Source organism: Simplicispira sp. GW247-4R2A (assembly GCF_059424465.1).
In genome coordinates this window covers 39,722-59,621 of sequence record NZ_JBWKZM010000021.1, presented here as the reverse complement: position 1 = coordinate 59,621, position 19,900 = coordinate 39,722, and the positions used below count along the sequence as shown (strand labels likewise).

Genomic DNA, 19,900 nt, shown 5'->3' with positions numbered 1-19,900 from the left:
TGGTTAACCCAGCTCCACCCGATTGCGTCCGCTTGCCTTGGCCTGGTACAGCGCTCGGTCGGCCGCCGCCACCAGACTTTCGGGCGCTTCGCCTGCCTGGGCCACGCGCGCCGCCACGCCGATACACAGCGTGACGCAGCCGCTCGGTGTGGGGGGATGCGGCAGCGCCATGGCTGCCAGGGTATGCTGAATCTTCAGCACCACGGTCTGCATCTGCGCCGCCGTGGTGCCGGGTGAAATGATGGCGAATTCCTCGCCGCCGTAGCGTGCCACCAGGTCGGTGCTGCGCGCGGCGCACCTGGCCAGTACACCGGCGACGCCGCGCAGGCAATCGTCGCCCGCCAGGTGGCCATAGTGGTCGTTATAGGCCTTGAACCAGTCGATATCGATCATGGCCAGCGCCAGCGGTTTGCCGCTGCGCTGCGAGCGTGCCCATTCGCTGGCCAGTGCCTCGTCAAACCGGCGCCGGTTGGCGATGCCCGTGAGGCCATCGGTGCGGCTCAGGGCTTCGAGCTGGTGGTTGGCGGCTTCCAGGGCGAGGGTGCGCTCGGCCACATGCGCTTCCAGGCGCTGCTCGTTGCTGCGCAGCGTCTCGATCAGGGTGTTCTGTGTGGCGAGCAGTTCGGCCTGCATGGCCGCCCGCTCGCGGCGCATCTGGTTGAAGCGGTCGGCCAGCGCCAGTGCCAGCAGCAGCATTTCCAGCGCCGAGCCAAATTGCATGGCGTTCGCCGTGACGGCGTTGGTGGGCATGAGGCCCATGGCGCGCAAGGCATTGGCGCCCGCGCCCAGACCCAGCAGCGTGAAAGCGCCCAGGAAGAAGTACGCGCTTCGCTGGCGCAACCAGGCAGACCAGGCCGCCACCCCCAGCATCGCCGCCATGGCCAGCACGTACAGCACGGCGGCGGGTTTGATCAGCGTCTGGCCCGTGACCAGAAACAGCAGGGGGCTCAGGTAAAAGAAGGCGACGAAGCCGCGCAGCCAGGGATCAAGCCGGGGCACCATGCGGCGTGTTTCCACCATGCGCCGCAAAAACAGCATGCCGCCAGCAATGGCGAAGGAGTAGCCGAAAGAGGTGCACACATCGGACCAAAGCGGCGATTCCAGCCGGAAAACCTCTTTGACCAGCCCATTCTGCCCTGCAACCGCAAAGGCCATGGCAAGTGCAAAGCCGCAGTACAGCAGGTACAGCCAGTCCTTGAGCCGCCAGAACAGCAGCAGGTTGTAGAGCACCATGGCGGCTGCCATGCCGAAGTACCAGGCCTGCGCGGCGTAGTCGCTGCGCTCGTAGGCATGAAAGGCGGCCGGCTCCCACAGCCGCACGGGCACGATAAAGGCCGTGGTGGAGGCCACGCGCAGGTACAGCGTCTGTTCGGTGTGCGCGGACAGGGCGACGGGAAAGACGAAATTGCGGTTCAGGTAGCCGCGGCTCTCAAAAGGTGCCGTGGTGCCTGTACGAAGGGTGCGGTAACCACCCTCTGCGGTGGGTGCATAAAAGTCCAGGTGCGAGAGGCGTGCGTAGGCCACTTCCAGCCAGCGCTCTTGCGGCGCGTCGCCAGTGTTGGACAAACGCAGGCGCAGCCACCAGGTGGCGGGTGTGATGCCGAAATTCAGGGCTTCGCCGCTTTCTGCGCTGGGGGCGAACTGTGCGGCCAGGGCAGGCGAGCGAACCTGCTCCAGGGTCAGCGTGCCTTTGGGGTCTTCCAGCAGGTCCAGCCACCGCGTCAGCTTCGCAGGCGCTGCCGCAGGCCGGGCCACATCGAAGACCTCCGCGTGGGAGGTTGCGGCAAAGGCCGCGAAAGTGACCAGTACCCACGCGATGGCCAACAGCCACCGAAGGGGCTGGCGTGGGAAAGGGGAGGCGAAGCGCATGTTGTTACATTATTGTAACAATTGCGGGCCGATGGGCCAAAAGGACAAAGGCCTGCGAGGCGCCCGCGCCAGACCCTGTGCCCCCTTGGACCGTGAACAGGTTTTACACTTTGTCGAGCGCCTGTGCCAAGTCGGCCTGCAGGTCGTCGATGTGCTCGATACCGACCGACAGGCGGACCATGTTCTCGCTGACACCGGCCTTGGCCATCTCGGCGGCGTCGAGCTGGCGGTGCGTGGTGGAGGCCGGGTGCGTCGCCAGCGACTTGGCATCGCCAATGTTCACCAGGCGCGTGAACAGGCCCAGCGCGTCGAGGAAGCGCGCGCCGGCGGCACGCGGGTCAGCGTCGCTGCTCTTGAGGCCGAAGCTCAAGATGCCCGAAGCTCGCCCGCCCATCTGGCGCTGCGCCAGCGCGTGGTCGGGGTGGTCGGGCAGCCCGGCATAGCGCACCCATTCCACCTTGGGGTGGCTTTGCAGGAACTTGGCCAGTGCCAGGCTGTTGTCGCAGGTGCGGTCCATGCGCAGCGGGAGGGTTTCGATGCCCTGCAGCGTCAGCCAGGCGTTGAACGGCGAGATGGCGGCGCCCATGTTGCGCAGCGGCACCACGCGGGCGCGGCCGATGTAGGCGGCTGCGCCCAGCGCCTCGGTGTAGACCACGCCGTGGTAGCTCACGTCGGGCTCGTTCAGGCGCTTGAAGCGGGCCTTGTGCTCTGCCCAGGGGAACTTGCCGCTGTCCACGATGATGCCGCCGATGCTGTTGCCGTGGCCGTTCATGTACTTGGTGAGCGCATGCACCACGATGTCGGCGCCGTGCTCGATGGGGCGGCACAAGTAGGGGCTGGGCACGGTGTTGTCGACGATGAGCGGCACGCCAGCGCCGTGCGCCACCTTGGCCAGCGCGGCGATGTCGGTCACGTTGCCCAGCGGGTTGCCGATGGACTCGCAGAACACCGCCTTGGTGCGCGCGTCGATCAGCTTGGCAAAGCTCGCCGGGTCGCGCGGGTCGGCAAAGCGCACCTCGATGCCCTGCTGCGGGAAGGTGTGGGCGAACAGGTTGTAGGTGCCGCCATAGAGCGTGCTGGCCGAGACGATGTTGTCGCCCGCCTCGGCAATGGTCTGGATGGCCGCGGTGATGGCCGCCATGCCAGACGCCAGTGCCAGGGCCGCCACGCCGCCTTCGAGTGCAGCCACGCGCTGCTCCAGCACGTCGGTGGTCGGGTTCATGATGCGGGTGTAGATGTTGCCGGCTACCTTCAGGTCGAACAGGTCGGCGCCGTGCTGTGCGTTGTCGAAGGCATAGGCCGTCGTTTGGTAGAGTGGGACGGCCGCGGACTTGGTCGTAGGGTCGGGCTTGTAGCCGGCGTGGACGGCAAGGGTTTCGAGCTTCATCAAGGGTCTCCGAGGGGGTTGCGAAATCGGGGGGCAGTGAGCCGCCATTGTTGCAGCGCCGTGCCTTGGCGGGAACGACATCCTGGCTATAAGGTCATGTTGCGCGCTGTGGTGCGGAAAAATATAATAAAAATGGCCGCTAACGCTTTCCTGTATTGCGCCTGCAGCTATCTAATCAGGAGCAATTAAGCGCTGATGGGCCGCGTGCGGTAAAACTGCAGGGGCTTCTCGGCCATCTCCTGCGCATGCTGGTTCAGCACCGAGCGCTTCATTTTGCCGACCACGTGCATTTCGCAGGGCTTGCAGTCGAAGCGCAGGGTGAGCTTTTCCTTGCCATTGATCAGGTGCAGCGGCTCGGCCTTGATGGTTCCCTTGACGCCAATCACGCCCTTGGCCTGTTTGGGGCACAGGCTCAAGCTGAAGCGCACGCAGTGCTTGGTGATCATCAGGCTGACTTCGCCTTCCTCTTCCTTGCTTTCGTACGCTGCATCAATCACGCGCACGCCGTGCTTTTGGTAGAAGTCGTGCGCGCGGCTGTTGTAGACGTTGGCCAGGTAGCTCAGCGTGTCTTCGGGGTAGGGCGCGGGCGGCTCTACGGGCTGCGCGCGTGGCAGGCGTGGCAGGCCGGCGGCGCGGGCGGCTTCCAGTGCAGCGACGGCGTCGCGGCGCAGTGGGTTGAGGCTTGACGCCGGTACAAACCAGGGCTGCGACAGGTGCAAGGAAATGCCGTGCACCGAAAAAATCGTGCTGCCAAAGCGGTCCAGCTGCTCGCTCAGCGTGGTTTCCGCTTGCGCAATGTCGCTGGCAGGCTGGTGTGGCTGTGCAATGCGCGCGCTGGCGGAAAAACCGTCTTCGTCGGTCAGTGTCAGTTCAAAGCCATCCGTGGTTTCGGCCAGTTGCACCCACAGGCCGATGCGCCGTTCGCTGGACTTCTTGTCCAGCATGCGCACCCAATCCATGTCGCGGTTGCGGTTGATCTCCAGGCCCCTGCGCAGATCTTTCAGCTCGGCAATGGGGTCTTTGGGGACCACGCGCCATTGGTTGGCGCTGCGACTTGAGACCGGTTCGGCGCGGTTGATCGCCATGCCGACCAGCTCCTTTTGCAGGTCGTAGTAGCACAGGCCATCGCCGTTGTGCAGCACCGTTTCGGCGCTGCTGGTTTCCAGCTCGACAAAATCCGCGCCCACTTTGGTGACCCAGCCAATGGCCCGGCCTGGTGTCTTGGGGGTGTCGAAGGCGCCGATATCGTCCTTGCGGCCGTTGACGAAGTAGTCGGTGAACTCGCGGTTGAAGTTCTGGTTGGGGTCGGGCGTGAAGAAGAAGCGCGTGCTGCCGCTGGACGAGCGCGCAAGCGGCTGGCCCGAGCAATCGCGCTCTTCAATGATGGCGTCCAGCAGCGTGCGGTAGTGCGCCGTGATGTTCTTCACGTAACCCAGGTCCTTGTAGCGGCCCTCGATCTTGAAGCTGCGCACGCCGGCGTCGATCAGGGCGCGCAGGTTGTCCGACTGGTTGTTGTCTTTCATTGACAGCACGTGCTTGTCGTGCGCAATGAAGCGGCCCTTGTCGTCCGTCACCTGGTAGGGCAGGCGGCAGGCCTGGTTGCAGTCGCCCCGGTTGGCGCTGCGCCCGGTGTGGGCATGGGTGATGTAGCACTGGCCGGAATAGGCCACGCACAGCGCGCCGTGAACAAAGAACTCAATGGAGGTGCGCTCTGGGTCCGTGGCGGCGCGCACGGCAGCAATCTGTTGAAGCGTCAGCTCGCGCGCGAGCACGATCTGGGAGAGGCCCACGTCTTGCAGAAAGCGCGCCTTTTCAGGCGTGCGGATGTCGGTCTGCGTGCTGGCGTGCAGCTGGATGGGCGGCAGGTCCAGCTCCAGCAGGCCCATGTCCTGGATGATGAGTGCATCGGCGCCCGCGTTGTAGACCTGCCAGGCCATTTGGCGTGCGCCCTCCAGTTCGTCGTCGCGCAGGATGGTGTTGAGCGTGATGAAGACGCGGCTGCCAAAGCGGTGCGCGTGCGTGATCAGGCGTTCAAGGTCGCGAATGTCATTGCCTGCCGTGGCGCGTGCGCCAAAGGCAGGGCCGCCGATGTAGACGGCATCGGCGCCGTGGTTCACGGCCGCGATGCCGATGTTGGCATCGCGGGCGGGAGAGAGCAGTTCGATCTGGTGCGGTTGCAGGGACATGGCCGGATTATCCGGCGCCCCCCGCTCCTGTGCTGCGCTCGGCCATGGTTTGACCCAGGCGCACGGCGCCCCCGCTCTCCCAGTGGGCGCTGAAGTGAAAGGGGCCACTCGGGAACAGCAGCACGACGGTGGAGCCAAGCTGAAAGCGCCCCATTTCCTCCCCCTTCTGTAGCACGACTTTGCCTTCCGGGTAATCCCAATGGCGCAACACGCCCGTGCGTGGCGGGTTGACAAGACCGTGCCACACCGTGGCCATGCTGCCCACAATGGTGGCGCCCACCAGCACCATGACGAATGGGCCTTGCGCCCCCTCAAACACGCACACCACGCGCTCGTTGCGCGCAAAGAGCCCCGGCACTCCGCGCGCGGTGACCGGGTTGACCGAGAACAGGTCGCCCGGCACATGCACCATGCGGGTCAAGCGCCCGGCGCAAGGCATGTGGATGCGGTGGTAGTCGCGCGGGCTCAGGTAAATGGTGGCGAACCGACCATTGTTGAAACGCGCGGCCAGCGCAGCATCGCCACCCAGCAGTGCGGTGGTCGAATAGTGGTGGCCCTTGGCCTGAAAAATCTGGTCCTGCTCGATGGCGCCGAACTGGCTGATGGCGCCATCCACCGGGCAGACCCATTCGGCCGCCGACATCGGCCGCGCGCCCAGCCGCAGTGCGCGCGTGAAAAAGGCATTGAAACTGGGGTAGGCCGACGGGTCCGCATGTTCTGCCTCGGTCATGTCGACGTCGTAATGCGAGACGAAGGCACGCACCAGGGCGGTGGTGAACCAGCCTGCGCGGGCCGAGGCAATTTTGCCGGCGAGTGCGGTCAGCGCCTGTTTGGGCAACAGGTACTGGAGGGAGACAGCGAGCGAGTCGGACATGGCGGGCAGGGATGGCGAGTGTGGCGGGCGATTCTATAGAGCAGGCTGCGGTGACTGTGTAGTCAGACAGGGTATGTCACGCTACAATAGAGGGCTCAGGGCTTGCGCCCAGCCTGTCCATTGAAGCCGTCACGCCGGCCTTCCCACCGAGCTGCGCTGCGGGTGCAGCACCCCCCGAACGCAATGCACAGAGGCCTGCTCACGCCGAGCAGGCGGCGCACGCGGTGGCGGGTGCCGCAGCGCCGATGGATGAAATCGTTTACCAGAGATTGAAAAATGGCCAAAGAAGAACTCATTGAAATGCAGGGCAGCGTCACCGAGGTGTTGCCTGACTCGCGCTTTCGCGTGACGCTGGACAACGGGCACCAACTCATCGCCTACACCGGCGGCAAGATGCGCAAGCACCACATCCGCATTCTGGCGGGCGACAAGGTCTCGCTCGAACTCTCGCCCTACGACCTCACCAAAGGCCGCATCACCTTCCGCCACCTGGCAGGGCGTGGTCCTGGCCCATCGCAACGTTGACGCTGTAAATTTCTTTTCGTTATGGGTCTTTTGCCGCAAATGATGCTCATGGCGCAGGTTAGAATACTAGCTGTCGGAGCGTAGCGCAGCCTGGTAGCGCATCTGCTTTGGGAGCAGAGGGTCGCGAGTTCGAATCCCGCCGCTCCGACCACCGAACCGAGGACTTGCAGCATGCGCTGCAAGTCCTTTTTTCTTGTCCAGACGACAATTCGCATCCTGCTGCTGCGAATGGCCCATGCCCACATTGCCCGATCCCCGAATAGACCGCTACGATGCCATTGATGCCCTGCGCGGCCTCGCAATGGTGTGGATGACGGTGTTCCATTTCTGCTTTGACCTGAGCCACTTCGGCTGGTGGCACCAGGACTTCTACAGCAACCCTGTTTGGACGTGGCAGCGCACCGCCATCGTCAGCCTGTTCCTGTTTTGTGCCGGCCTTGGGCAGGCCGTGGCACAGTCGCGCTCGCTCGGGTGGGAGCGCTTTTTTCGCCGCTGGCGGCAGATAGCGGGCTGCGCACTGCTGGTGTCGGCTGGCTCCTGGCTGATGTTTCCTCGCAGCTTTATTTATTTTGGCGTGCTGCATGGCATGGTGGTCATGCTGCTGATTGCACGGCTGAGCATGGGCTGGGGGCGGTGGCTGTGGCCCGCGGGCTTGCTGGCCTTGTTGCTGCCCTTGGTGGCGCATGCCATGCTGACAGGGCCTTTTGCCCACCTGGCGGGCGCGTTGGATGCGCGGTCGCTGAACTGGCTGGGACTGATTACCCGCAAACCCATCACCGAAGACTATGTGCCGTTGCTCCCTTGGCTGGGTGTTGTGTGGTGGGGCCTGGCGGCAGGGCAGTGGTTGCTCGTGCACCAGCGGCGCTGGCTGGTGTCACCGGTGCCTGCCGTGGCATCGCCGTTGGCGCTGCTTGGGCGCTGGAGCCTGTCGTACTACATGGTGCACCAGCCGGTGATGATTGGGGTGCTTCTCGCCACTGGCTGGTTGCTTGGCCGTTAGCCATAAAAAAACGCGGCCGAGGCCGCGTTTTTGAATAGCGCGAAACCGGGTTTATTCAATCTTGGCTTTGGCGCGCAAATCTTCCTGGAACTTGGCGAGCTTCTGCTGCTGCAACTGCTGTGCGATCTGGGGTTTGACGTCTTCCAGCTTGGGCAATTGGGCCTGGCGCACGTCGTCCAGGCGGATCACATGCCAGCCGAACTGGGTCTTGACCGGGGCCTGCGTCATCTGGCCTTTTTGGAGCTTGATCAGTGCTTCGGTGAATTCCGAGACGTAGCTGCTGGGGTTGGCCCAGTCGAGGTCGCCACCCTTGGCGCCCGACCCTGGATCCTTGGACTGCTTCTTGGCGATGTCTTCGAACTTTGCACCCTTCTTGATCGAGGCGATGATCGCCTTGGCTTCTGCCTCGGTGGGGACCAGGATGTGGCTGGCCTTGTATTCCTTGCCGCTGTTGGCGGCGACAAATTTGTCGTACTCGGCCTTGATTTCGGCGTCGGTGACGGGGTTGTTCTTCTGGAAGTCGGCAAACAGCTCGCGGATCAAAATGGTCTGGCGGGCCAGTTCCATCTGCACCTTGAAATCAGGGTCCTTGTCGAGATTGCGCTTGGCGGCTTCCTGCAGGAAGATTTCGCGTGCAATCACTTCGTCCTTGATCTGCTTTTCGAGCTCGGGGGTGATGGGGCGGCCCGAACGCTCAACCTGCTGGCGCAGCACATCGGCGCGCTCTTTGGGGATGGCCTGGCCGTTGACTACGGCAATGTTCTGGGCTGCCACAGGCAATGCCACGGTGCCCAGCAAGGCTGCGGCCACAAGGCCGGACAAAAGCTGTTTCTTCATTCGAAATCCAAAAGGTGGAAGGGGTGCCGGCAGGTTGCCGGCGAGCCGCAACGCGTTTCCGCGTGGGATCAAAGAACTTCGATGGCGATGGCGTGAGCGCCCCGATCGATAAATTCTTGCAGCGCATCATACACAAGGCGGTGCTGCTTCACCCGGGAAAGGCCGGTAAGCGAAGGTGACGCAATGCGCACCCGGAAATGGGTGCCAAAGCCGGTGCCATTGGCGCCGGCGTGTCCTTCGTGCTGGTAGCTCTCGTCAAGCACCTCAAGTTGGGTGGGTTGGAGGGCTGTATTCAAGGCAGCCTGCATGGCGGGGGCGGTAATGGGGGTGTCGTTCGTCATGGCTGAGCGTCCTTTTCGGGTTCGGTGTCCTTCACGTAGCGGCTGAGAAACGCAGCCTGTGCCAGCACGAAGGCCAGCATCAATCCCAGGCCGCCAAACAGTTTGAAGTTCACCCAGGTGTCGGTATCAAAGTGGAAGGCCACCCACAGGTTGAGCACGCCCATGGCGGAAAAAAAACCGGTCCAGGCCCAGTTCAGCGCATTCCAGGCGCTCTCTGGCAGTTCGATTTGTGCGCCCATCAGACTTTTGATCAGGTTGCGGCGAAACAGCAACTGGCCCACCAGCAGGGAACCGCCCATCAGCCAGTACAGCACGGTGGGCTTCCACTTGATGAAGGTATCGCTATGCGAAAGCAGTGTGGCGCCGCCAAACACCACGATCACGCCCAGGCTCACCCATTGCATCGGTTCGACCTTGCCATGTTTGTGGCGCAGGTAGGCAATTTGCACGATGGTGGCGGCGATGGCCACGCCCGTGGCAGCAAAAATGCCCCAGAACTTGAAGGCCACAAAGAACAGGATGATGGGGAAGAAGTCGATCAGCAGTTTCATGGGCAGGTGCCGTTGGATGGTCTGTTCAGGTGGCGTCGGGCGCGAAATCAAGCGATGCGGAATTCATGCAGTAGCGCAGCCCGGTCGGGGCAGGGCCGTCCTCGAACACATGGCCGAGGTGCGAGCCGCATTGTGCACAAACCGTTTCCACCCTCCGCATGCCATGGCTGAGGTCCACGTTTTCCCGGATGGCGCCCGGCACGGCCTGTGAGAAGCTCGGCCAGCCACAGCCGGCGTCGAACTTGGTGCCGGCATCGAACAGCTTGTTGCCGCAGCAGATGCAGTGGTAGCTGCCGTCCGCCCAATGGGCTTCGTATTTGCCCGTGAAAGGGCGTTCGGTGGCAGCGTGGCGCGTGACGTTCATGGCGCTGGGTTCTGCACCCTTTTCACGCAGCACGGCTTGCCACTCGGCTTCGGACTTCTGGATAGGAAAGGTCATGATGAGCAACTGATGGACAGGTGGGACGCCCAATCGGGCGGGGGCAGGGCGTAGGCTTCGTCGCCGGGGCTCTCATCAAAGGGATGGGCCAGCAGCATTTGCAAGCGGTCAATCTCGCTGAAATCGCCCGCATTCGCCTGTCGGATGGCCTGTTCCGCCAAGTAGTTCCGCAGCACATAGGCGGGGTTGGTTTTTAGCATCAAATTGGCCGCTAGCGCACGGTCTGTCTGCGCAAGCAGCTCTGAATACGAGAGCAACCATTGGTCGAACGCCGCGCGGTCGGCAAACAGGTCGCGCACGGGCTCGAAATCGCCAGCCGCCACGGCGTGCGAGAGCCGCCGCCAGAAGATGGTGGTGTCCACCGCGTTGTCGGCGAGCAGGCGCAGGATGCCGTCCATGACCACACTCTCGTCGGCAAGTGGCGCAGGCAAGCCGAGCTTGGCCCGCATGCGCGCCATGAGCTCACGGGGAAACACTTGCTTGTAGGAGTCCAGCGCTTCGACCACGCGCGCAGGCTCGCCAATCAAGGGCTGCAGCGCTTGCCCCAGACAGAAGAGATTCCAGTAGACGACATTGGGTTGGCGGTCAAATGCGTAGCGCCCCCTATGGTCGCTGTGATTGCACACATGGTTGGGCACATAGGCGTCGAGAAACTGAAATGGTCCGTAGTCAATAGTCAGGCCCAGGATGCTCATGTTGTCGGTATTGAGCACACCATGGCAAAAGCCGACCGCCTGCCACTGGGCTACCAGCGCTGCAGTGCACTCGCTCACTGCCTGCAGAAAATCCGCGTACGGGTTGCCCAAGGCGGCACCCGTGCGGCATTCGGGGTAGTGCCGTGCGATCACATGGTCGGCCAACTGCCGGAGCGCATCGTGGTTGCCAGCAGCGGCAAAGTGCTCGAAATGTCCAAAGCGCACAAAACTCGGCGCAGCGCGCGTGACGACGGCGGTGGTCTCCATCGTTTCGCGCCGCACCCGCAGGGGCGAGCCAATGAGCGCCAGTGCCCGCGTCGTGGGAATGCCCAGCGCCTGCATGGCTTCGCTCACCAGAAACTCACGAATGCTCGAACGCAGCACGGCGCGGCCATCGCCCATGCGCGAATAGGGCGTCAGGCCACTGCCCTTGAGCTGGATTTCCATTGGCCCTGTAGGTGTTTCCACCTCGCCCAGCAGGATGGCCCGGCCATCTCCCAATTGCCCGGCCCAGACACCGAACTGGTGGCCGCTGTACACGCTGGCCAGGGGAGTGCTGCCGTGCAGGGGGGTATTGCCGCTCAGGGCGTGCAATGCCGCGTTCGAGTGCAGCCAGTCTGGATTTAGCCCGAGCTCTTCCGCCAGCCCCGCGCTGGTGCCGACCCAATACGGGTTGGGCAGGGGGGTTGGTTGTAGCGGGGTATGGAAAGCTGGCCCCAGAGAGGCGAAGCTGTTGTGCCAGGACAGACCGCAATCGGCCCGCTCCAGGGGCGCTTCAGGCTGGTTCATGCGTCCATTCTCCCGCAGGGAGCAAGCTGCGTGGCGTGCAGGGCTATCCTGGGTGACGGGACGACTGGCCGTGGGCAGGCGGCTGGGCGCGGTATCGTCCCGGACCACGCCAATGGATGGACCTGCCGATTTGCGCGTGGGTCAGGCGCCGTGCGATATTGCAGGCTATTTAGTCGCCAGCTGTGGCCGCCAGATGCGCCGCAAGCGCGCCGTCGTCCACGATGGCCACTCGCCCGAAGTCCAAAGACACGATGCCCGAAGCTTCCAGCCCGCGCAGCACCCGGTTGACGGTCTGGCGCGACAAGCCACACAACTGGCCGATTTCTTCCTGGGTGAGGTTGAGCCTGCGCGTGCTGCGCCAGAAGAGGCGGCTGAGGTACAGCGCCACGCGGTGTTCTGTCGAGCGCATGCGACCGGCTTCAATGATGGCCATGGCCTGGCCCAGCCGCATGTTCATGTGCAGCACCAGAAACTGGTTGAATGCCAGGCTGGTCTCGCGCAGGGTGGCGAACAGGGGAAGAGGCAGGCACAGCATGCACGTAGGGCGCAGGGCCACCACGTCATACCTACGCGGCTCAGGCTTCATGGCGGAGCCTTCACCGAACCAGTCGCCGTCGGATACGCCGATGAAGGCCGATGCGCGCCCCCCGGATGCAGGGCTTCGCAGCATGACCAGCCCGGACAACACAGCGTGCCAGCCCTCCACGGCAGAGCCTGCCTGCAGCATGACGTCGCCCTTGGCGCCTTCGGTGAAATACACGCCGTGGCGCAGTTGGTCCTGCAGATCGGTCGGCACAGAGGCAAACCAGGGTTGGCAGGCAATGAAACGTTCCGCAGAAGGGGTGGTGCCAAACATAGAGGGATTGTCGCGGCATGTCTGCACGCTAGCACGGGAAAACCCGCTGTAAATGTCAGGCAGGCGACAAGTGTTGGAGTTCCATTCCCGGCGAAGGACACTGCGCTGCCTTTGCGTCGGGTGTGATGCAGGAGCCGTGCAGCCCGCTTCTACGCCACGTCGGTGATGGGAACTCAGTCCACCATTCAGGCGCTGGGGCCGGATGGCGTGGGGGTGGTGGTGGCATCGGTTGTACCGTTCCCCTGGAGCCAGAGCCTGCCCGTCGCCCGGGAATACCGGGAACTGTTGAAAAAAGCCGGAATGCAAGAAACGGTGTCTTTTATCGGACTGGAGGTTTTCATCAATGCCAAGGTGCTGGTCGAAGGTTTGCGCCGCGCTGGCAAAGACCCGACACGGCCCCGCTTCATCCAGGCCCTGGAATCGCTGCGGCAGTTCGATGTGGGCGGTTTTGAAGTGAATTTTGGCAAGGGGGTACGCCAGGGTTCGCGCTTTGTGGATTTGACCATCATCGGTGCGGGCGGCAAGTTCACCCGTTAGGATGGTCCTGTTTTTGTGATATGAAAAGTTAAAGGAGCACTTATGCTGGGTTTAATGCAGAGTCAGCCACTCTTGATTTCGTCGTTGATCGAGTTTGCCGAGCGGCACCACGGCGACGGCGAAATCGTCTCGCGCCGTGTCGAGGGCGACCTCCATCGCTACACCTACCGCGACCTTGCCGCGCGCTCGCGCCAGTTGGCCAACGCACTGGACCAAGAAGGCCTGGCGTTTAGTGACCGCGTGGCCACCCTGGCCTGGAACGGCTACCGCCATATGGAGATGTACTTTGGCGTGAGCGGCTCGGGGCGCGTGGTGCATACCGTCAACCCGCGCCTGCACCCCGAGCAGATCGCGTGGATCATGAACCACGCCGAAGACCAGATTTTGTGTTTTGACCTCACGTTCCTGCCCCTGGTGCAGGCAGTGCACGCCAAATGCCCCGCAGTGAAGAAGTGGGTCGCCCTATGTGATGCCGACCGCCTGCCGCAGGACAGCGGCGTGCCCGGCTTGGTGAGCTACGAGACCTGGATTGGCGCGCAATCTGCCGAATACGTCTGGCCGCAGTTCGATGAGAACACCGCGTCCAGCATGTGCTACACGAGTGGCACCACCGGTCACCCCAAGGCCGCGCTCTATAGCCACCGCTCGACCGTGCTGCACGCTTACGCCGCTGCCTTGCCGGATGTGATGTGCCTGTCTGCCCGCGATGCGGTGCTGCCCGTGGTGCCCATGTTCCACGTCAATGCCTGGGGCATTCCGTATTCGGCGGCGCTCACGGGTTGCAAGGTCGTTTTCCCTGGCCCGGCGCTGGATGGCAAGTCGATCTATGAACTGATCGAGGCCGAGAAGGTGACCTACGCCGCCGGCGTGCCCACGGTATGGCAGATGCTGCTGGGCCACCTGCGCCCGGCGGGCCTGAAGTTCAGCACGCTCAAGCGCACGGTGATTGGCGGCTCGGCCTGCCCGCCGGCCATGATCACCGCGTTCCAGGACGAATACGGCGTCGAGGTGCTGCACGCCTGGGGCATGACGGAAATGAGCCCGCTTGGCACGCTGTGCACCTTGAAAAACAAGCAACTGCAATTGTCCAAGGATGAGCAGATGAAGATCCTGCAAAAGCAGGGACGGGCCATCTACGGCGTGGATATGAAGATCGTCGATGGGGACGGGAAGGAACAGCCCTGGGATGGCAAGTCCTACGGCGACCTGCTGGTGCGTGGCCCGTGGATCATCGAGAGCTATTACAAGGGCGAAAACCCGCTGGTGGCGGATGCACAGGGCCGTGGCTGGTTCCCCACGGGCGACGTGGCCACCATCGACGCCGATGGCTTCATGCAGATTACCGACCGCAGCAAGGACGTGATCAAGTCGGGCGGCCAGTGGATCAGCTCCATCGATATCGAGAACATCGCCATGGCGCACCCAGCGGTTGCCATGGCCGCCTGTATCGGTATGCCGCACCCCAAGTGGGATGAGCGCCCCATTGTCGCGATCGCGCTCAAGCCGGGCGCCGAACTCACGCGAGAAGCCTTGCTTGCTTTTTATGAAGGCAAGACCGCGAAATGGCAGATTCCGGACGATGTGGTGTTTGTCGACGCCATCCCGCTCGGTGCTACGGGCAAGATGCTCAAGACCCGGCTGCGCGAGCAGTTGAAGGATTACAAGCTGCCAAGCCTTTAATTTTTTTGCAACGTAAAGTCGCCTTGGCGATAGTTCCTGGGGGCAATCCCTGAGCGACTTTGCGGCACCACCGGTTAGGCTGGAAGCCGTAGTTCAACAGGAGACATTCCATGAATTTTGCTTTGAAAACAGTAGCTGCAAGCGTACTTGTGATCAGCGCTGGAGGTGCATTTGCACAACAGGGTGAAACCGTCAAAATCGCAATGATTGAGGGGCTGTCCGGCCCTTTTGCCAATGTGGGGCAAAACCAGCTCAAGAGCTGGCAGTACGTCGCCGATTATTTTTCGGGCAGCAAGAATCCTGCGGGAGTGACGTTTCAGGTCAATGCCTTTGATTCGGGTGGTTCGCCGCAGGGCGCGGTGACCCAGCTGAAGGCGGCTATTGATCAAGGCTATCACTACATTACCCAGGGCAACGGGTCGGGAGCCGCGCTGGCACTGGAACAGGCGGTTACCAAGTACAACGAACGCAATCCTGGCAAAGAGGTTGTCTACCTCAACTACGCTGCGGTTTCTCCAACCCTGACCAACGAGGATTGCAGCTTCTGGCATTTCCGTCTTGACGCCGATACCACCATGAAGATGGAGGCACTCACCACCTTCATGAAAGACAAGCCGGAAGTCAAGAAGGTGTACATGCTGGACCAGGACTACTCGCACGGGCACGAGGTCTCAAAATACTTCCAGGCAGACATCAAGCGCAAGCGCCCAGACGTACAAATTGTCGGCGATGACTATGTGCCGATCGGGCATGTCAAGGACTTTGCGCCCTACGTGGCCAAGATCAAGCAGTCGGGCGCCGACGCCATCGTGACCGGCAATTGGGGCGCCGACTTGACCCTTTTCGTCAAGGCCCTGGGCGAAGCCGGTCTGAATTTGCCGATGTACACCTACTATGCAGGTGTCTCCGGCACGCCGACGGCGCTTGCTGCCCTGGGGGACAAAACCCAAGTCTACGTAGTGTCCTACGGCTACTCTCAGACGACGGGAGAGCTGGGCAAGGTCGTTGAAGGGTTCAAGAAAAAGTACAACGACGACTTCTATACCTTTGCCATTTACAACGGCATCAAGCTGCTGAACGCTGCAATGGTCAAAGCCAAGTCGACCAATTCGGTCAAGGTTGCGCAGGCCTTGGAAGGCATGGAAGTTCCAAGCTTTGCGGGCGAGGTCACGATGCGCAAGTCGGACCACCAGTTGCAGCAAAGCCTGTTCATCACCAAGTGGGAAAAGGTCAGCGCCAAGTACCCCTACAGCAATGAGAACACCGGGTACACGTTTGCCCCGGTCAAGCAGTTTGAGCCCTATGTCTCAAGCACGCCCACCAGCTGCCAGATGAAGCGTCCTGGCTGAGGCCAGGCCTGCGGCGGCGGAGCAAGCCGGGATTGCCATTGTCATCCCGGCTTTTCTATTTCTGATCGACCTTGTATTCACGGCCTTTGACCAGACGGGTGCTGCATGGAGTTTTACGTTATTTCGATTTTGAACGGGCTGAGCTACGGGCTGCTCCTGTTCATGCTGAGCTCCGGGCTCACGCTGATTTTCAGCATGATGGGCGTGCTCAATTTCGCCCATGCAAGCTTCTACATGTTGGGAGCATTTTTTGCGTACAGCACGACGCTTGTGATCGGGTTTTGGCCGGCCTTGGTGATCTCTCCGCTGCTGGTTGGCCTGATAGGTGCCGCGTTTGAACGCTACTGTTTGCGCCGGGTGCACAAATTCGGCCATGTCCCCGAGTTGCTGCTGACCTTTGGGCTGAGCTACATCGTTGTCGAGCTGGTGCAACTGGTATGGGGCCGCGGTTCGGTCGATTACCGCATTCCGACCGTGCTCAGCGGCCCGCTGTTTACCCTGTATGGCATTCAGTTCCCGATCTATCGCGGCTTCATGATGCTGGTGGCGCTTTTGATGCTGCTCAGCACCTGGCTGCTGCTCACGCGCACCCGCATTGGCCTGGTGATTCAGGCCGCGCTAACCCATCCTCAGGCGGTTGAGGCCCTGGGCCACAACGTGCCGCGTGTTTTCATGCTGGTCTTTGGCGGCGGCGCCGCGCTGGCGGGGTTGGCAGGCGTCATTGGTGGCAATGCTTTTGTGACCGAGCCTGGCATGGCGGCGGCCGTGGGCGCCATCATTTTCGTGATCGTGGTGGTCGGTGGCATGGGCTCGCTGGCGGGGGCTTTTCTCGCGTCGCTGCTGATTGGCATCATTCAGACCTTGGCGGTGGGCATTGACAGCACGCTGCTCGGCGCCGTGAGTTTTCTGGGCGTTCACATCACCCCAGACACCTTTGGCTATCCGGTATGGAGCATGCGGCTCAGCCAGGTGGCGCCGATCCTGCCTTACCTGCTCATGGTTCTGATTTTGATCTTCCGGCCCAAGGGTCTTATGGGTACACGAGAGGGCTGACCGCATGCGATCCAAGGTTTATCAATTCAAGCCGCTGAACCTCGGGCGGCTCGTGATCTGGGGCGGTTTTGCACTGGCGTTGCTGGTCGCTCCCCTGGTGTTTACCAGTGGCCTGAGCCAGACCATGCTGTGCCAGATGGGCGTGGCCATCATCGTCTGCCTGAGCTACAACATGCTGCTCGGGCAGGGCGGCATGCTGAGTTTCGGCCACGCCGTGCACTCGGGGCTGGGTGCCTTCCTGGCGATCCATGTGCTCACGCTCGTGGATGCTGGCACCCTGTATGTCCCAGTGAGCCTGATTCCATTGGTCGGCGGCTTGGGCGGCTTGGCCTTTGCGGTGCTGATGGGATGGGTGACGACCAAAAAGGCTGGCACGACGTTTGGCATGATCACTTTGGGCATCGGCGAACTGGTGGCGGCCATGTCGCTCATGTTCCCGGGCGTGTTTGGCGGTGAGGGCGGCATCTCGGCTGACCGCGTCACCGGCCTGCATCCGCTGGGCATCACCTTTGGCCCGCAGATCCAGTTGTACTACCTGATCGCACTCTACACCTTCGTCTGCACGGCGCTCATGTTCGCTTTTACCCGGACGCCACTGGGGCGCATGCTCAATGCCGTGCGCGACAACCCCGAGCGCGTGGAGTTCGTGGGCTACGACACGCAGATGGTGCGTTACATCGCTTTTCTGGTGGCCGGGTTTTTTGCGGGTATCGCCGGCGGGCTCGCTGCGCTGAATTTCGAACTCGTCACGTCTGAGGTGGTCAGTGGCTACCGCTCGGGTGCCTATTTGCTGTTTACCTTCCTGGGCGGCGCCACGTTCTTCTTCGGCCCCATCATCGGCGGCATTCTGATGGTGCTGGCCACCATCGTTCTGAGCGAGTTGACTCGGGCCTGGCTGCTGTACCTGGGACTGGCGTTTCTGTTGATGGTCATGTATGCACCCGGCGGCATTGCCAGCCTGATCATGATGAACGTGCGGGTGGCCTCATTTGGCAGATTGCGGCCCTTGCTGATCCACTACCTGGCCCTGGCGGCTACGGCACTCATCGTCCTGGCCGGGGCCGCGGCCCTGATCGAGATGATCTACCACGTGCAACTCAATATCGGCCAGGGACCAGGCACGCCCTTCATGGGAATGGTACTGGACACCAAGGCGATGAGCGCCTGGCTGGGCGCCGGCTTCGTGATGCTCGTGGGTGCCGCGTTGTTCGAGGTCGCTCGCAGGAACTTTGCACGCCAATGGAGCGCTGCGCAGGAATACATTGAAGAACAAACCAAAGGGCGGGGGGCTCTGTAACATGGATACGGCGCCAAATCTCACCCACCGTGCGAACCTGCTTCCCACGGGCAGTGGCAGTGGCGCGGCACAAGCCGCGCACGCACAGGCCAATTACGCACTTGAACTCAAAAACCTGCGCAAGCGCTTTGGCAAGACCGAAATCATCCGCGGCGTCAACCTTGCCGTCAGGGCTGGTGAGCGCGTCGCCATCATCGGGCCCAATGGCGCCGGCAAGTCCACGCTGTTCAATCTGATCAGTGGCCGCTTCGAACCCACCAGTGGCGACGTGCTGCTGAACGGGCATCGCATCAATGGCAAACGGCCGTTCGAGATCAATCGCCTTGGTCTGTCGCGCAGTTTTCAGATCACCAACATCTTTCCCAAGCTCAGCGTGTTTGAAAACTTGCGCTGCGGCGTGCTCTGGAGCCTGGGCTACAAATACACCTTTCTGAAATTTCTAGCGAATCTGCATGACGCCAATGCGCGCGCCGATGCACTGATGAAGATGATTCGACTCGATACGAAACGCGATGTGCTTGCCGTGAACCTTACCTATGCAGAGCAGCGCGCGCTAGAGATTGGCATCACCATCGCAGGCGGCGCCAACGTGATCCTGCTGGACGAACCCACGGCAGGCATGAACAAATCAGAGACAGAGCGCTTTATCGAACTGATCAAAGAGGTGACGGTCGGAAAGACCCTGCTCACCGTGGAGCACGATATGGGGGTCGTGTTCGGCCTGGCCGATCGCATCGCGGTGGTGGTCTATGGAGAGGTGCTGGCATTCGACACGCCGGACGCCGTACGCGCCAATGCGCGGGTGCAAGAGGCGTATTTGGGCTCCTCGGTGGCCGACGCCCAGGCGGAGGGCCACTGACATGCTACACATACGCGATCTACACGCCTATTACGGCAAAAGCCATGTGCTGCATGGCGTGAGCTTTGACATCCAGCCAGGGGAAATCGTGGCGCTCTTGGGGCGCAACGGCTCGGGCCGCTCCACCACCGCCAAGGCCATCATGGGGCTGGTGGATTGGAACGGCACCATGACGTGGAAAGACCGCCCCCTGAATGGCAGCAAAGCCTACGAGGTGGCGCACGCCGGTGTGGGCTATGTGCCCGAAAGCCGCGATGTGTTTCCCAGCCTCACCGTGCACCAAAACCTGCTGCTGGGCCAAAAGGGCAATGGCAAGGGGAGTCGCTGGACCTTCAAGGACATGTACGCGATGTTTCCCCGCCTGGAGGAGCGTTGCAACGTTCAGGCAGGCGTCATGTCGGGTGGCGAGCAGCAAATGCTCACCCTGTGCCGCACGCTGATGGGCGATCCGGACCTCATCATCATCGATGAGCCCACCGAGGGACTGGCCCCCAAAATCGTCGAGCAGGTGGGTGAATTTCTCAAGACGCTCAAAAGCCGTGGCATTTCCGTGCTGCTGATCGAGCAAAAACTCACCATTGCCATGACCGTCTCTGACCGCGCCTTGGTCATGGGCCATGGCAGCATCGTTTTCGATGGCACGCCCGACAGCCTGCGTGCCAACAGCGGTGTGCGCAAGGAATGGCTGGAGGTTTGAGGTGGCCGCTCTTGTCCCGCCAGGGACAAAGCGGCCATGGCAAATCCCCGGAAACTGCCTACAATAAAAAACGCACGAC

General features: G+C 62.1%; 18 protein-coding genes, 1 tRNA gene and 1 pseudogene. 10 read left to right on the top strand and 10 right to left on the bottom strand.

What is annotated here, in order from left to right:
• Positions 1-3: 3 nt before the first annotated feature.
• The 4 genes from AC07ZH_RS14545 to asd all read right to left on the bottom strand — a co-directional run bounded on the left by AC07ZH_RS14545 (position 4) and on the right by asd (position 6,316).
• Positions 4-1,869: a diguanylate cyclase gene (locus tag AC07ZH_RS14545; protein ID WP_495200343.1), complete on the bottom strand. Its 1,866-nt coding sequence runs from the start codon at positions 1,867-1,869 to the stop codon at positions 4-6.
• A 103-nt stretch (positions 1,870-1,972) separates the two neighbouring features.
• Complete coding sequence (locus tag AC07ZH_RS14540) at positions 1,973-3,256, bottom strand: O-acetylhomoserine aminocarboxypropyltransferase/cysteine synthase family protein (protein WP_495200342.1); 1,284 nt, start codon at positions 3,254-3,256, stop codon at positions 1,973-1,975.
• A 185-nt stretch (positions 3,257-3,441) separates the two neighbouring features.
• Entirely contained in the window at positions 3,442-5,442 is a 2,001-nt protein-coding gene (locus tag AC07ZH_RS14535) for a peptidase U32 family protein (RefSeq protein ID WP_495200341.1), read from the bottom strand.
• Between the two features lie 7 nt (positions 5,443-5,449).
• Positions 5,450-6,316 (bottom strand): archaetidylserine decarboxylase, encoded by an 867-nt coding sequence (asd, locus tag AC07ZH_RS14530; protein WP_495200340.1) that lies wholly within the window; start codon positions 6,314-6,316, stop codon positions 5,450-5,452.
• Positions 6,317-6,592: 276 nt separating this feature from the next.
• Here asd and infA point away from each other — a divergent pair, with 276 nt between their 5' ends.
• From infA to AC07ZH_RS14515, 3 genes are all read left to right on the top strand, one after another.
• On the top strand, positions 6,593-6,841 hold the full coding sequence (infA, locus tag AC07ZH_RS14525) for a translation initiation factor IF-1 (RefSeq protein WP_119107553.1): 249 nt from the start codon (positions 6,593-6,595) through the stop codon (positions 6,839-6,841).
• 74 nt (positions 6,842-6,915) lie between these two features.
• A tRNA-Pro gene (locus tag AC07ZH_RS14520) sits at positions 6,916-6,992 on the top strand.
• Positions 6,993-7,076: 84 nt separating this feature from the next.
• Positions 7,077-7,841: an acetyltransferase domain-containing protein gene (locus AC07ZH_RS14515; protein ID WP_495200339.1), complete on the top strand. Its 765-nt coding sequence runs from the start codon at positions 7,077-7,079 to the stop codon at positions 7,839-7,841.
• Positions 7,842-7,892: 51 nt separating this feature from the next.
• Here the strand turns inward: AC07ZH_RS14515 and AC07ZH_RS14510 are convergent, their stop codons facing one another.
• The 6 genes from AC07ZH_RS14510 to AC07ZH_RS14485 form a co-directional block, all read right to left on the bottom strand.
• The gene (locus AC07ZH_RS14510; protein ID WP_495200338.1) at positions 7,893-8,678 is read right to left on the bottom strand and encodes a peptidylprolyl isomerase; all 786 of its coding nucleotides are present in this window, start codon (positions 8,676-8,678) and stop codon (positions 7,893-7,895) included.
• Between the two features lie 68 nt (positions 8,679-8,746).
• Positions 8,747-9,019 (bottom strand): BolA family protein, encoded by a 273-nt coding sequence (locus tag AC07ZH_RS14505; RefSeq protein WP_495200337.1) that lies wholly within the window; start codon positions 9,017-9,019, stop codon positions 8,747-8,749.
• Positions 9,016-9,570 (bottom strand): septation protein A, encoded by a 555-nt coding sequence (locus tag AC07ZH_RS14500; RefSeq protein ID WP_495200336.1) that lies wholly within the window; start codon positions 9,568-9,570, stop codon positions 9,016-9,018. Before AC07ZH_RS14500 ends, AC07ZH_RS14505 begins: the two co-directional genes overlap by 4 nt.
• Positions 9,571-9,595: 25 nt before the next feature.
• The gene (msrB, locus tag AC07ZH_RS14495; RefSeq protein WP_495200335.1) at positions 9,596-10,009 is read right to left on the bottom strand and encodes a peptide-methionine (R)-S-oxide reductase MsrB; all 414 of its coding nucleotides are present in this window, start codon (positions 10,007-10,009) and stop codon (positions 9,596-9,598) included.
• Positions 10,006-11,493 carry a protein adenylyltransferase SelO gene (locus AC07ZH_RS14490; protein WP_495200334.1) on the bottom strand — a complete coding sequence of 496 codons (1,488 nt, stop codon included), beginning with the start codon at positions 11,491-11,493 and terminating at the stop codon, positions 10,006-10,008. Before AC07ZH_RS14490 ends, msrB begins: the two co-directional genes overlap by 4 nt.
• 169 nt (positions 11,494-11,662) lie before the next feature.
• Positions 11,663-12,349, bottom strand: a complete 687-nt coding sequence (locus tag AC07ZH_RS14485) for a Crp/Fnr family transcriptional regulator (protein ID WP_495200333.1) — start codon at positions 12,347-12,349, stop codon at positions 11,663-11,665.
• Positions 12,350-12,508: 159 nt separating this feature from the next.
• On the opposite strand from AC07ZH_RS14485, the pseudogene AC07ZH_RS14480 reads away from it, so the two are divergent.
• The 7 genes and pseudogenes from AC07ZH_RS14480 to AC07ZH_RS14450 all read left to right on the top strand — a co-directional run.
• A pseudogene (locus AC07ZH_RS14480) lies at positions 12,509-12,886 on the top strand (ABC transporter substrate-binding protein); the annotation flags it as partial.
• 42 nt (positions 12,887-12,928) lie between these two features.
• The gene (locus AC07ZH_RS14475) at positions 12,929-14,566 is read left to right on the top strand and encodes a 3-(methylthio)propionyl-CoA ligase (protein WP_495200332.1); all 1,638 of its coding nucleotides are present in this window, start codon (positions 12,929-12,931) and stop codon (positions 14,564-14,566) included.
• Positions 14,567-14,676: 110 nt separating this feature from the next.
• A complete protein-coding gene (locus AC07ZH_RS14470) occupies positions 14,677-15,915 on the top strand; it encodes a branched-chain amino acid ABC transporter substrate-binding protein (RefSeq protein WP_495200331.1) in 1,239 nt (412 codons plus the stop codon).
• Positions 15,916-16,020: 105 nt separating this feature from the next.
• The gene (locus tag AC07ZH_RS14465) at positions 16,021-16,968 is read left to right on the top strand and encodes a branched-chain amino acid ABC transporter permease (RefSeq protein ID WP_495200330.1); all 948 of its coding nucleotides are present in this window, start codon (positions 16,021-16,023) and stop codon (positions 16,966-16,968) included.
• A gap of 4 nt (positions 16,969-16,972) precedes the next feature.
• Entirely contained in the window at positions 16,973-18,265 is a 1,293-nt protein-coding gene (locus AC07ZH_RS14460) for a branched-chain amino acid ABC transporter permease (RefSeq protein WP_495200329.1), read from the top strand.
• A gap of 1 nt (position 18,266) precedes the next feature.
• Positions 18,267-19,124 (top strand): ABC transporter ATP-binding protein, encoded by an 858-nt coding sequence (locus AC07ZH_RS14455; protein WP_495200328.1) that lies wholly within the window; start codon positions 18,267-18,269, stop codon positions 19,122-19,124.
• 1 nt (position 19,125) lies between these two features.
• On the top strand, positions 19,126-19,821 hold the full coding sequence (locus tag AC07ZH_RS14450; protein ID WP_119107567.1) for an ABC transporter ATP-binding protein: 696 nt from the start codon (positions 19,126-19,128) through the stop codon (positions 19,819-19,821).
• The last annotated feature ends 79 nt before the right edge of the window (positions 19,822-19,900 follow it).

Bases quoted from the DNA above. Each gene is read 5' to 3' on its own strand.
- AC07ZH_RS14545 (WP_495200343.1), bottom strand. From the start codon at position 1,869: ATGCGCTTCGCCTCCCCTTTCCCACGCCAGCCCCTTCGGTGGCTGTTG.
- AC07ZH_RS14540 (WP_495200342.1), bottom strand. From the start codon at position 3,256: ATGAAGCTCGAAACCCTTGCCGTCCACGCCGGCTACAAGCCCGACCCT.
- AC07ZH_RS14535 (WP_495200341.1), bottom strand. From the start codon at position 5,442: ATGTCCCTGCAACCGCACCAGATCGAACTGCTCTCTCCCGCCCGCGAT.
- asd (WP_495200340.1), bottom strand. From the start codon at position 6,316: ATGTCCGACTCGCTCGCTGTCTCCCTCCAGTACCTGTTGCCCAAACAG.
- infA (WP_119107553.1), top strand. From the start codon at position 6,593: ATGGCCAAAGAAGAACTCATTGAAATGCAGGGCAGCGTCACCGAGGTG.
- AC07ZH_RS14515 (WP_495200339.1), top strand. From the start codon at position 7,077: ATGCCCACATTGCCCGATCCCCGAATAGACCGCTACGATGCCATTGAT.
- AC07ZH_RS14510 (WP_495200338.1), bottom strand. From the start codon at position 8,678: ATGAAGAAACAGCTTTTGTCCGGCCTTGTGGCCGCAGCCTTGCTGGGC.
- AC07ZH_RS14505 (WP_495200337.1), bottom strand. From the start codon at position 9,019: ATGACGAACGACACCCCCATTACCGCCCCCGCCATGCAGGCTGCCTTG.
- AC07ZH_RS14500 (WP_495200336.1), bottom strand. From the start codon at position 9,570: ATGAAACTGCTGATCGACTTCTTCCCCATCATCCTGTTCTTTGTGGCC.
- msrB (WP_495200335.1), bottom strand. From the start codon at position 10,009: ATGACCTTTCCTATCCAGAAGTCCGAAGCCGAGTGGCAAGCCGTGCTG.
- AC07ZH_RS14490 (WP_495200334.1), bottom strand. From the start codon at position 11,493: ATGAACCAGCCTGAAGCGCCCCTGGAGCGGGCCGATTGCGGTCTGTCC.
- AC07ZH_RS14485 (WP_495200333.1), bottom strand. From the start codon at position 12,349: ATGTTTGGCACCACCCCTTCTGCGGAACGTTTCATTGCCTGCCAACCC.
- AC07ZH_RS14475 (WP_495200332.1), top strand. From the start codon at position 12,929: ATGCTGGGTTTAATGCAGAGTCAGCCACTCTTGATTTCGTCGTTGATC.
- AC07ZH_RS14470 (WP_495200331.1), top strand. From the start codon at position 14,677: ATGAATTTTGCTTTGAAAACAGTAGCTGCAAGCGTACTTGTGATCAGC.
- AC07ZH_RS14465 (WP_495200330.1), top strand. From the start codon at position 16,021: ATGGAGTTTTACGTTATTTCGATTTTGAACGGGCTGAGCTACGGGCTG.
- AC07ZH_RS14460 (WP_495200329.1), top strand. From the start codon at position 16,973: ATGCGATCCAAGGTTTATCAATTCAAGCCGCTGAACCTCGGGCGGCTC.
- AC07ZH_RS14455 (WP_495200328.1), top strand. From the start codon at position 18,267: ATGGATACGGCGCCAAATCTCACCCACCGTGCGAACCTGCTTCCCACG.
- AC07ZH_RS14450 (WP_119107567.1), top strand. From the start codon at position 19,126: ATGCTACACATACGCGATCTACACGCCTATTACGGCAAAAGCCATGTG.